We start from the raw sequence: 13,066 nt of genomic DNA, 5'->3' as shown, positions 1-13,066 counted from the left end.
AATTACTAATGAGAAAACAATTACATATCATATTAAGGCTTGTTATGTTCTGTTATATCTTGTTGTTTGTGTCTCAAGAGGTAAGTGCGCAGATCACTTTCTCTGTAAAGAATCAGACAATACGCCAGACGATACGAGTAATTGAGAAGAAGGCTGATTACAGCTTCTTTTATACGGATAAGCTTCCCGGATTGGATCAAAAGATTTCATTGAAAGTGGACAATGAAAGTATCGATTCGGTTTTAGAAAAAGTTTTCAAAGGGTCACCTATTAGTTATAAGATAGAATCGGGCAAGCAAGTAGTGCTTACCCTGAAAACCGAACAAAACGCCTCCCAGAAAGGAGATAAGAAAACAATAACCGGTGTTGTAGCCGATCGGAGGGGGGAACCTTTGATTGGTGTTACCGTGAGAGTGGAAGGAGAGAATATTGGGACCGCTACTGACATCGACGGACGTTTCTCTTTGGAAGCTCCCATAGGGGCAAAAATCAGTTTCTCCTATATCGGTTACGTTTCCCAGTCTCATACGGTCAATAAACAGAACATCTATAATGTGTCTTTGAGCGAAGATTCGCAAGTGCTGGAAGAAGTTGTCGTGGTGGGATACGGTTCTATGAAACGGAAAGATATTACGACGGCAGTATCTGTGGTTTCTACGGCAGATATTGAAGAACGTCCGATCATGACAGCCGCACAAGCCATTCAGGGAAAAGCAGCCGGTATTCAAGTTGTGCAGCCATCGGGTATGCCGGGTTCCGGGGTGACCATCCGGGTGAGAGGTGCTACTTCCGTGCAGGCATCCAATGAGCCGTTGTATGTGGTAGATGGTTTGCCGTCGGATGATATTTCGAATATCAGTCCGAACGATATTGAAAGTATGCAAATCCTGAAAGATGCTTCATCAGCAGCTATTTATGGAGCACGTGCGGCAAACGGAGTGGTGTTGATTACGACCAAGAGGGGAAAGATCGGTGCACCGCAGGTGAAAATGAGTGCTTATGTGGGTTTTTCTAAATTAGGGAAGAAGATAGACGCCTTGAATACAGAGCAATATAAAGACTTGATGAAAGACTTGAAAGCAGTTTCGGATGTTGCTCCCAATATTCCTGAAAATGAAACACGCTATGTGGACTGGACTGATTTATTCTTCGGTACGGGTGTTAATCAGAACTATCAATTATCCGTGGCAAATGGAACCGAGAAATTACAATATTTTGTATCCGGAGGTTATTCCGATGAACAAGGTATTGTGGAGAAAGCACATTTCAACCGGTATAATTTCCGTGCGAATTTGGATAGTGAGCAGACAAAATGGTTAAAGATGGCACTCAACTTTGCGTATTCGCATACAGGAGGACAATGGGTGAACGAAAGCCGCAGTTCTTTGCGTGCCGGTTCCATCTTGTCCGTAGTGAATACTCCTCCGTTTATGCAGAAGTGGAACCCGTATGATCCGAACGAATACGACGAACAGGCTTATGGTGCACGTATTCTGAATCCGCTGGCTGCCAATGCTGCGGACAGCAACACGAATACAGATCATATTAATGGTTCGCTCGGCTTTACGGTTGATATATACAAAGGTCTGAAATTCAAAACAACTTTTGGCATTGAACTGACTAATGAACACTGGGATTATTATCTGGACCCGATTTCAACTTCGGACGGACGCGGTACAAAAGGACGTGTGGAAGAGAGTTTCTCACGAAACTTCGAATGGCTGTTTGAGAATTTGCTAACCTATGATTGTTCCTTCAACAAACATAACCTTTCCATCTTGGGAGGAGCCACCCAACAGCGTGCACAATATAACGCATCCTGGATGGCTGGTTTCGATCTGGCGGAGTCTTATCCTGATATTCATTCCATCAGTGCCGCCAATCAGTTGGATAAAGACGCTTGTGGTTCTTCCGCCTCCGCATGGACGCTGGCCTCTTTTTTAGGTCGCATAGCGTACAATTATGACAGCCGTTATTTGCTGACGGTCAACTTCCGTGCCGACGGTTCTTCCCGTTTTGCTCCGGGACACCGTTGGGGTACTTTTCCTTCTGTTTCGGCAGGTTGGAGAATTTCAAGCGAAAAGTTTATGCAACCTTTGCAAAACATCGTAACCGATTTGAAGCTACGTGCCGGATGGGGTATGAACGGTAACCAGGGCGGTTTTGGAAACTACGCTTACATGGCTTCCATGAGTGCTAGTAAACTGCCGGTTTCAGAAGGTAACTTATATCCAGGACTTGCCATCAGACCCGGTTCGGCAGCCAATAAAGAACTGACTTGGGAAAAAACAAGCCAGTGGAATCTGGGTCTCGACCTGACAATGTTTGATTCCCGTTTATCCTTCTCGGTGGACGCTTACTACAAAAAAACAACCGACTTACTACTGACAGTCAGCCTGCCGGAGAATGTAGTGCCAAGCAGTGTGACAAGAAACGATGGTGAAATGGTGAATAAAGGTATGGAGTTCACTGTCTCTTCCCAGAATTTGAAAGGCAACTTCCAGTGGAATACCGATTTCAATATCTCTTTCAACCGGAATAAGTTGACGAAGCTCGGCTTGAATAAAGTCTATTATTATGCTGAAATGTATGAATCCAAGGAGAAAGCTGTCATCCTGAAAGAAGGTCTTCCATTGGGAACATTCTTTGGATATATATCAGAAGGCGTCGATCCGGAAACTGGAAATATCATCTATCGTGACCTGAATGGTAACGGCTTTATCGATCCGGAAGATCGCACTACCTTGGGAAATGCCCAGCCTAAGTTCATATATGGTATGACGAATACATTCTCGTATGCCGGCTTCGACCTGTCTGTTTTCTTGCAGGGAAGTCAGGGCAATAAAATTTTTAATGCGTCACGCATCGATATGGAAGGTATGACCGACTTTAGAAACCAGTCGGTTCGTGTATTGGATCGTTGGAAACGACCGGGTATGATTACCAATGTCCCCCGCGTTGGTAATACAGAGAACAATCACAACTCCTCCCGTTTTGTAGAAGACGGATCTTATTTGCGCTTGAAAACAGTCACTTTGTCCTATAATTTCCCTAAGAAATGGTTGAATAAAATACATCTGTCCAGATTGCAGGCTTACGTCACCGGACAGAATCTTTTCACGTTGACAAAATACAAGGGATACGATCCTGAAGTAAATGCTTTTGGCGGCGACTCCGTTGCCCAAGGAGTGGACTATGGTACTTATCCTCAATCGAGGGCGGTAATTTTTGGTTTGAATGTTGAATTTTAATAGGTGCGAAAATGAAAAACATAATAAAGTTAGCTTATGTCGTACTCTGCGTCTTAGTCGTTTCATGCAGTAATTTTCTGGATGAGAAACCGCAATCGGATTTTATGCAGGAGGGTACCGGAACGGAAGATCAGGAGTCTAAATACGGAAGTCTGGCAGATGCGCAAGCCGAGTTGCAAGGTGCGTATGAAAGCTTTAAGGCAGATATATTCCAGTCGGAAAATTACACCATTGGAGATGTACAATCCGATAATTGCTATATTGGTGGAGACGGCGTGGCCGAACAAGAATTTGATTTGTTGAAGCTGACTTCTACCAATTATAAGGTAGAATTGGTCTGGTCACAGTATTATTCAATGGCTGGCACTGCAACCAGTGTGATTGAAAATACGAAAATGATGGATCCTGCCTCTACCGTAGCAGAAGAGCGTAATCGGGTCATCGCAGAAGCAAAATTCTTGCGGGCATGGGCCTATTTCGATATCGTCCGTTTATGGGGAGACGCTCCGATGGTGTTGGATTTGATTCCGACCATTACAGCCGAGAATCTGGATAAATGGTATCCGGTGATGTATCCTGAACGTTCTGTCGCAGATAAAATCTACGACCAGATACTGGATGATCTGAACGAAGAAAATACCATTCGTTACCTGGTAAGCAAAAATAAAGGAGTTTTCCAGGCCACCAAAGGCGCCGCTTATGCTTTGCGTGCCAAGGTGTTGGCAACCAGAGGAGAGAAATCAACACGCGACTATGCCAAAGTGGTTGAAGCTTGCGACAAAGTGATAGCAGAGGGTTATACGCTGGTCGGCAACTTTGATGAGTTGTGGCAACCTGACAAGAAATTCTCTTCCGAAAGTATCTTTGAAGTCTATTACACCTCTGATGCTCCCAACTGGGCTTATTGGGTGTTGCTGAAAGAAGACGACGGTTCGGTGACCTGGAGACGTTATTGTACGCCTACTCATGACTTGGTTGCTAAATTCGACAAGGAGAAAGATACCCGTTATGCATCCAGTATCCTTTGGAAATCGGTTCCTTATGACACCTATTGGCCGGCGGACAGTTATCCGTTGTCTTATAAAATTCGCGAGAAGACTTCCAACATTATTCTGATGCGATTGGCGGATATACTCCTGTTGAAAGCCGAAGCACTGGTAGAGTTAGACCGCACTCCGGAAGCGATTCGAATCGTGAACGGCATTAGAGAACGTGCGGGCTTTGCTCCCTCTTCTCTGGATGAGAATATGGGACAGGCTAGGGGCCGCTTGGCGGTAGAGAATGAACGTCAATTGGAGTTGTATATGGAAGGTCAGCGTTGGTTTGACCTGGTACGTAATAACCGTTTGCTGGAAGTGATGCAGAAACATAAAGACAAAGATGGCAGATTGCTGTTTGCAGGTTTGCAGGCTTTCCGGCAGTTGTGGCCGATTCCTCAAGGAGAGAAAGATAAAAACACCAATCTGACTCAAAATGAAGGTTATTAATGAAAAGAGGAACGTAAAATTTTAAAAGAAAAAATGATGAAACACAATAATCTGTTTTTATGGTTGCTGGGGCTAACCGTTTGCTGGCTGGCTTCATGTAGCGAAGAAGATGGTCGGGTGAAGTATCCATATTCATGTCCTGAACTATCAGGACTACAATTCTCGACTACCGATCAGACTCCTGCTGCCGATTCTCTTTATTTCTCTGTAAAAATCCACGATCCGGAGACTCCTTTGTCTACGCTGGAAGTGAAATTGATGGTGGGTGAAACCTTGGTAAGTTCGCAGTCGATTCGTACGAAAGGCACTGATGTGTCGATTGTTGAGAAAGGAATTTATATCCCGTTTGAGGCTGACTTGGAAGAGAATCAGGAGGCTAAAGTAGTATTGACTGCCATCAATGTGGAAGGTAGTGAAGTCACTCAAACGTTTGATTTCCATATCGTCCGTCCACAGATTCCGGAAGTGCTCTATCTTCACTATAACGGTGAGGTGGTAGAAATGACCCGGAGCGCAGAGAATCCTTATCTGTATCTGACGGAAGTTTCCGGCTCGGAAGAGGGCTATCCGATGGAGCTAACCGGAAAAATTTCCACTACGGAATCATTGGACGATGCGGAATTGATTTGGGGAGCTGCTGAAAAGAGTAATACAGCTGTCCTTATTGAAGCGTCGGGACCCAGCTTTGCCTTTGATTACCGGGATTGGTTTGTTGAACAGATCACTTTCGACGTGATGACTTTTAAACTGGGTGTCGTCGGTTTCCAGAAGAACCTGAAAATTAAAGAAACCGAGTTGATAGCCAGTGAAGGATTTTTCCGTGCCCAGATTAGTTTTACTCAAGGTGAAGAATTTGAAATGAGTGGATTTGAAGATGTGGAACATGCTTACAACCGCGACTTCTTTAGTTATAATCCGGACAATGGTAAGTTTACCTTCCTGCGCAAATCGGGAACTTGGGAAATATACTATTCTTCTAAATTCAATTATATTTGGGTTGCACGGATGAGTGATACCGCACCTACTTGTTTCTGGTTGGTAGGACACGGATTCACTTGTGCTCCTGTCTGGAACGAGGCTTACAATAGCGGAGGCTGGAATTTGGAAGATATATCACAGTTGGGATATATTGTGCCGATTGGTGAACAAAAATATCAAACTACTGTGTATTTGAGTAACACTCATGAATGGGAGTCTTTCGAAATCGAAATTTACAGCGATTTGCAATGGAATAAAGATAAAGGTATGGAGTTGCAAGCAGGTTCGTTGTCCGGTGATACGGATGGAATTGAAATATCGGCTTCCAATGGAATAACGAGTGGCGACGGCTTCGTACCTGGCTATTACCGTCTGACTTTCGATACTTCGCAGGGAGTAGGCAAAGAAACATTGCACATCGAACGATTGAGTGATTAATGTCTGAAAGAGTGATATATAGAAAAATAGGAAAGCCTATGAGAAATATACTATATATGATAGGGGGAAGTCTGTGTCTCCTGCTGTTCATGACTGGCTGTAAATCGGCTGACGGGGCGAAAGCCCCCGTGTCATTGACTTGGGAGATGGGAGCTGCCGAAGTGCAGCCCGGTTACTATGAGAACTCATTTATCCTGAAGAATATATCAGATGTTCCTTTGGGAAAGGACTGGATCATCTATTATTCGCAGTTGCCTCGTGAGATTCTTCAAGACGAATCTGCATCGGTCAAGGTAGAGGTCGTAAATGCGAACTTCTTCCGGATGTATCCGGCGGAAAACTTCCAGCCATTGGCACCGGGAGATTCGCTGATTGTGACGTTCTGTTGTACCAACGGACTGAAAAAACTGTCATATGCTCCCGAAGGTACTTACTGGGTGAGTCAGGCAGGCGGCAAGCAAGGTACTCCCTTGCCTGTCGAACTGACCATACAGCCGCTACAAGGAATGGAGACGGAAGACTGGTATCCCGCACCTGATAAGATATATGCTTCAAACTTGGCGTTAGAAACTACTGCCAAGTTGCAACAAACTGATATTTTCCCGTCAGTAAAGGAAGCGTTTCCGGCTATCGGTAAAGAAAACGTTATCATAGAAAATAAGGTGAGACTGACTTTTCATCCCGATTTTGCCAACGAAGCAGGATTGTTGAAAGAAAAATTGGAAACACTTTATGGGTTGGAAGTCATTTCCGAAGCACCGGTAACGGTTCATCTGGATTATTTGCCGCAACAGGAGACGGCTACGAATGACGAATACTACCGGATGGACACAGGAAATAGTCTGATAAATATTTCAGCTCCTACGTCACACGGCATTTTCAATGGCACGCAAACCTTGCTCTCTCTCTTGAAAGGACAAGAGAAACCGTTCCGTTTGGAAGCTGTATCTATCCGTGACTATCCCGACTTGCCGTATCGCGGACAAATGCTGGATATTGCCAGAAACTTCACGACGGCAGACCAATTAAAGAAGCTGATAGACGCCATCTCTTCTTATAAACTGAACGTGCTGCATTTCCACTTTTCGGATGATGAAGGTTGGCGTCTTCAGATTCCCGGTTTGGAAGAACTAACCTCGGTCGGTGCACGTCGGGGACACACCACGGATGAACTGGAATGTTTGTATCCGGGCTACGATGGCAACTATGATCCGTCTGCGCCTACCTCCGGTAACGGATATTATACTCGTGAAGAGTTTATAGATTTATTGCGTTATGCAGCTCAAAGACATGTGCGTGTGATCCCGGAAATAGAGTCTCCAGGGCATGCACGGGCGGCAATTGTGTCCATGAAAGCACGTTATCATAAATATATAAACACCGATCCTGAAAAGGCTGTCGAATATTTGTTGAGTGACGCTCAAGATACTTCCCGCTATGTTTCCGCACAGTCTTATACGGATAACGTGATGAATGTGGCATTACCCTCCACCTATCGGTTTATGGAAAAAGTGATTCGTGAGCTGATGGTTATGTATGAAGAAGCGGAGGTACCTTTGACTACCATTCACTTGGGAGGCGATGAAGTGCCTGATGGAGCTTGGATGGGTTCGCCTGTCTGCCGGGCGTTTATGGATGAACATGGAATGACGAGTGCGCATGAACTGTCCGAATACTACATCACGAAGATGGCAGACTATCTGCAACAATATCATGTGCAGTTCAGTGGCTGGCAGGAAGCAGCGTTGGGACATTCGGAGGCTACCGACCTCCATTTGAACAGGCTTGCGGCAGGAGTATATTGCTGGAATACAGTTCCCGAATGGGAAGCGGACGAAATACCTTATCAGGTAGCCAACAAAGGGTATCCGGTGATCCTCTGCAACGTGAACAACTTCTATCTGGATTTGGCCTATGATGCTCATCCCGATGAAAGAGGGCTCTCGTGGGCCGGATATGTGGATGAATCTAAAGGCTTTTCCATGCTTCCATATCACATCTATCGCTCTTCGCGTACTGATATGGCTGGCAATCCGGTCGATTTAGGTATTGCGGAAAGAGGAAAAACAGTTTTGACCGCATCCGGCAAGGAGCGTATCCAAGGAGTACAAGCGCAATTGTTTGCAGAAACGATCCGTGATTTCAAGTGGGTGGAATATTATACCTTCCCTAAAATCCTCGGACTGGTAGAACGCGGGTGGAATGCTTTTCCCGCTTGGAGTATGCTGGCAAGAGAGAAAGAACAGCAGGCTTTCAACAAAGCGCTGGCTTTGTTCTATTCGAAAGCGAGTGAGAAGGAAATGCCCCATTGGGCGTCCCGAAACATTAACTTCCGTTTGCCTCACCCCGGACTTTGCCTCAAAGAAGGCAAGCTCTATGCCAACACTCCCATCCGGGGAGGGGAGATACGCTATACGACCGATGGAGCGGAACCAACTCTTGATTCAGCGCTTTGGGAAGCTCCCATAGCCTGTGATGCTTCGGTTGTGAAAGCTAAACTGTTTTATTTAAACAAAGAAAGTGTGACAAGCACTCTCAAAGTAAATTAATCCACAAAAAGTAGACAAGTTATGAACTATGATAAGATAAAAAGAAGCGGTATATTATTCCTGTTGGGAATAGGTGCGATCACATCGTTGTCGTGCAATGACAATGATAATGGAGGGTATCCGGAACGGGTACCGACCCGCCTGTCGGTAATGCCTTTGCCGGAAAGAGTTGATTATAAAGAATCGGTGGTCACTCTTCCGCAGAATGTGACTGTTAGCCAGAATATTCCGGCTTCTACGTCACAACTGTTGAAATCCACACTGGAAGAGAAACTGTCTCTTTCCGCGAGTGACGCTTCCAACGATCATGCCTTTATCCGGGTGAAACAAGAATCTGATCTGGCCAAAGAAGCCTATCGTCTGACCGTAACCAAAGAGGGAGCCTGCATCTATTATTCAACGGAAACCGGACTTCTTTGGGGAATCCAGACGTTGAGGCAAGCACTCGAACAAGCTAATTTCTTCACTTCGGGAAACTCGAAATATCTTCCGATGGTAGATATAAAGGATGCTCCCAAATACGACTGGCGCGGATTCCATATCGATGTGGTACGGCACATGTTTACAGTTGACTATCTGAAAAAGGTGATAGACTGTTTGTCTTTCTACAAGATAAACAAGCTCCACTTGCATTTGACCGACGATCAGGGCTGGCGCATCGAAGTGAAAAAATATCCTTTACTGACGCAGGAGGGAAGCTGGCGTGACTTCGACGAGTATGACAAGAGATGCGTAGAGCTTTCCCAACAAGATTATAACTACGAGATAGATCCTCGTTTTGTGAGAAATGGTTCGCAATATGGTGGTCATTATACACAAGAAGAGATGAAAGGCTTGGTGAGTTACGCATTGGAAAGAGGTATTGATATTGTTCCCGAAATAGATATGCCAGGGCATTTCTCGGCGGCTATCAAAGTGTATCCCGAACTGTCGTGTACGGGAGAAGCTGGTTGGGGAGAAGAATTTTCTTATCCTATTTGCCCTTCCCGGCCGGAAAACTATCAGTTTGTGCAATCTATCATTGATGAAATGGTTGAAATCTTCCCTTCGGAGTATTTTCATATAGGAGCTGACGAGGTGGAAAAGGATAATTGGGAGCAGTGTGAAGTCTGTCAGCAGTTGATGCAACAGGAAGGTTATCAGAAAGTGGATGAATTGCAAAACCGCTTTGTGAAGATAATGACGAACTATGTGAAGGGTAAAGGTAAGAAAGTGATGGGATGGGACGATGCTTTTCTTGAGAAAGATCCACAAGACCTGATCTATACCTATTGGCGTGACTGGCTGCCCGACCAGCCGGGAAAGATTACCCAGAAAGGTTATCCGATTGTATTTATGGAGTGGTCTCGTTTCTATTTGAGCGCAACGCCTTCGGACGAAGGGTTAAGTTCTTTGTATAACTTCGAGTTCGAACCCCAGTTTCCTAGTATTGTGAAGCAGAATGTATTAGGCTTCCAAGCCTGTGTCTGGACGGAAATGATTCCCAATGAGCGGAAGTTCGGTCAGCATGTTTTCCCTTCTCTTCAGGCCTTTTCAGAATTGGCGTGGGGAAGTGACCGCAACTGGATTGATTTCACCAATCGCCTGAAATGGCATGTTAAATGGTTGAATGAGAATGGATTTTACTTCACCAAACCGGGATTTATTTAATCCCGGTGTCATCAGAACGATATGAAATCAGAACGTTTACTTTCATTAGACGTGCTTCGGGGAATCACCATTGTCGGAATGATTTTGGTGAACAACCCCGGGACGTGGGAATCTGTTTATGCGCCCTTGCGGCATGCAGAATGGAACGGACTGACACCGACAGACCTGGTCTTCCCATTCTTTATGTTTATCATGGGTGTTTCTATGAGCTTTGCCTTATCCAGGTTCGACCATCACTTCAGCCGTAGCTTTATCACCAAACTGGTGCGGCGCACAGTGATTTTGTTCTTGTTGGGACTTTTCCTTTCCTGGTTTTCGTTGGTGTGTGCGGGGGTGGAACAGCCTTTCTCACAGATACGTATTCTAGGTGTGTTGCAACGACTGGCGTTAGCTTACTTCTTTGGTTCCTTGTTGATTATGAGTGTCCGGCGTCCGGCAAATCTGGCATGGATCTCCGCGATTATTCTGATAGGCTATATTGTCTTGTTGGCTTTGGGGAACGGCTTTGAACTATCCGAGCAGAATATTATTGCCGTTACAGACCGAACATTGTTCGGAGAAACTCATCTGTATCGGGAGTGGTTGCCGGACGGCGGACGTATCTTTTTCGATCCGGAAGGGCTGTTAAGTACCTTGCCGTGTATTGCGCAAGTGATAATAGGTTATTTCTGCGGAAATATCTTGCGGGAGAAGACAGAAATTCATCACCGGTTGTTACAGATATCCATACTTGGTATTGTTCTTTTATTTGCCGGATGGTTGCTTAGTTACGGTTGCCCGTTGAATAAAAAAGTATGGAGTCCGACTTTTGTCTTGGTAACCTGTGGTTTTGCTTCTTTATTTCTTGTGCTTCTCACCTGGCTTATTGATATTCGTAAAAAACAGAAATGGGCGTATCCTTTCCATGTTTTTGGCACGAATCCGTTGTTCATCTATGTGGTGGCCGGCGTGTTGGCTACTCTACTCGAGGTTATCACAGTTAGTGGAATTAGTCTGCAAGGGAAGGTTTATACCTCCATCCTGCTTATTCTTCCCGACGCTTATTTGGCCTCTCTGATTTACGGTCTTCTGTTTATCGGATTCAATTATTTGATTGTGTGGGGCTTGTACAAAAAACGGATCTTTATAAAGATATAAAAAGACAGGTCTGAAAAAAGGATAGTTTACACCGATTCTTTTCGAAAGTTGGTTTTCGTAATGAATCGGTATAAACTCTATTCATACTACTGAATTTTCACAAATTATTCGGGGGAACCATAAATAGACTGGAAGAACCTACAATTTCACCTCTTTCGTGAATATTTCTCCGAAACGATTCTTAACCACCACTTTGACAGACTTCGTACCTTTCGCAGGCTGTGCCCGGAAAAGATGCCGTGTATGATAGCCGGTTTTCTTTCCTTTCACCATGTTGATATAATCCTGATCTTCATCATCAAAAGCCTGCATGGCACCTTTCAATACTCCGTCTTCGTACCAGTTTATTGTATACGTTCTGTCCCAATCCCAGATGTTGGCTACCACATAGTCTTTCTGGCTTTCAAATTCTCCCGGCTTGTGGAGCCGGAACTGATAATCGGGAGAACAGCCTGTCGCTTTGTAACGCCATTTCACATCGTCACCTTTCACTTCTACCACCAGATAACCGTTCGGCGCTCCGCAACGGTTCACGTGTCCTGCCCACCATGCACCGCAGGCAGCTCCGATATTATGTTCATAAATAGTAGGCGCAGGTTGCTGATTCTCATAGAAATGTGTGTGTCCCGAGAAAATATGAACCTGATACGGTCTTAATAGTTGGAAAAGCGCGTTGGCGTTGCGTGCATTTCCACCGGCCGATACCGTGTTGTTGGCTACCGGAGCGTGTACGTTCAGGAATATGGTGCTTCCTTCGGGCACATAACTTAAATCTTTTCTCAACCAGTCCAGATCTTCCGGTGTGAATCGTTCCGTGTATTTCTTATTACCATCGTAGTCGATGTCTTTCATTGCGATTACATGGATTTTTCCAATGTTGAATGAATAGTTGGCCGGACCGAACGACTGGTAATAATTCTGTTCCCCATATCCGTCTGCCGGATGATCCGTCTGTGTCATGGATTTGTAGAGCAGGTTGAAATCATGGTTTCCCATTAGTTGGAACATTGTGATACCTAAATTAGAGACGGCTTGCCGGTAAGGAGCATATAAGTTCATGGCATCCCACACAAGGTCGCCCAGTCCCATACCAACGATTTCGAAGTTCTTTAGCGAGTCGGCAGTCTGTTTCAGGTCGGGCACTGTTTCTGTGCGGAAGCGGTTCAGTTGTTTCTCGTTCCTCACTTGCGGATCGGAAATGGCGATATATACAAATTCATCCGCCGGCTTCTGCCGTTTGGTCAGAACGAAGTTGCACTGATTCTCGCTTTTCTTCGCATCCAAATATTGATAGAAGCCGTCGGCTACACCCTCTTTGGAAGGAAGCTCATAGTCTGCCGGAGTAGAGATGTAAACCATCGGATAACGTGCCGGATCGGTGTTCAAAACATAGTTTCCTTGCGCGTCGGTTGTTTTAAAATGCGCACCGTCAGTTACTACTACACCGCTGACAGGCTTACCTGTGTTATCTTTCACACTGCCTTTCACAACAGTCTGACCAAAAGCGGCAACAACATTTAGCTGGAGACATAAGATTGCCGCAAACAGCATATTTCTATTACATACTTTTTTCATT

7 protein-coding genes are annotated in these 13,066 nt (G+C 45.0%); 6 read left to right on the top strand and 1 reads right to left on the bottom strand.

The window, feature by feature from the left end:
• The first annotated feature begins 8 nt into the window (after positions 1–8).
• Genes INE92_RS13440 through INE92_RS13415 form a run of 6 tightly spaced genes read left to right on the top strand, consistent with a single transcriptional unit; the run spans position 9 to position 11,490 of the window.
• Positions 9–3,251: a TonB-dependent receptor gene (locus INE92_RS13440; protein WP_008997776.1), complete on the top strand. Its 3,243-nt coding sequence runs from the start codon at positions 9–11 to the stop codon at positions 3,249–3,251.
• An 11-nt stretch (positions 3,252–3,262) separates the two neighbouring features.
• Positions 3,263–4,738 (top strand): RagB/SusD family nutrient uptake outer membrane protein, encoded by a 1,476-nt coding sequence (locus INE92_RS13435; protein ID WP_004317283.1) that lies wholly within the window; start codon positions 3,263–3,265, stop codon positions 4,736–4,738.
• 33 nt (positions 4,739–4,771) lie between these two features.
• Positions 4,772–6,154 carry a DUF5016 domain-containing protein gene (locus INE92_RS13430; protein ID WP_008019510.1) on the top strand — a complete coding sequence of 461 codons (1,383 nt, stop codon included), beginning with the start codon at positions 4,772–4,774 and terminating at the stop codon, positions 6,152–6,154.
• Positions 6,155–6,192: 38 nt separating this feature from the next.
• A complete protein-coding gene (locus INE92_RS13425; RefSeq protein WP_004317285.1) occupies positions 6,193–8,703 on the top strand; it encodes a family 20 glycosylhydrolase in 2,511 nt (836 codons plus the stop codon).
• A 21-nt stretch (positions 8,704–8,724) separates the two neighbouring features.
• A complete protein-coding gene (locus INE92_RS13420; RefSeq protein WP_004317287.1) occupies positions 8,725–10,353 on the top strand; it encodes a beta-N-acetylhexosaminidase in 1,629 nt (542 codons plus the stop codon).
• A gap of 21 nt (positions 10,354–10,374) precedes the next feature.
• Positions 10,375–11,490, top strand: coding sequence for an acyltransferase family protein (locus INE92_RS13415; protein WP_008641250.1), 1,116 nt, complete (start codon positions 10,375–10,377; stop codon positions 11,488–11,490).
• Positions 11,491–11,628: 138 nt separating this feature from the next.
• Here INE92_RS13415 and INE92_RS13410 read toward each other — a convergent pair whose 3' ends face one another.
• Positions 11,629–13,065: a calcineurin-like phosphoesterase C-terminal domain-containing protein gene (locus tag INE92_RS13410; RefSeq protein ID WP_009038713.1), complete on the bottom strand. Its 1,437-nt coding sequence runs from the start codon at positions 13,063–13,065 to the stop codon at positions 11,629–11,631.
• Between the last annotated feature and the right edge of the window lies 1 nt (position 13,066).

Origin of the sequence: Bacteroides xylanisolvens, assembly GCF_018289135.1 — a bacterium.
GTDB lineage: Bacteria > Bacteroidota > Bacteroidia > Bacteroidales > Bacteroidaceae > Bacteroides > Bacteroides xylanisolvens.
Note: the sequence above shows the minus strand (reverse complement) of the source record. Positions and strands in the feature narration are given on the sequence as shown.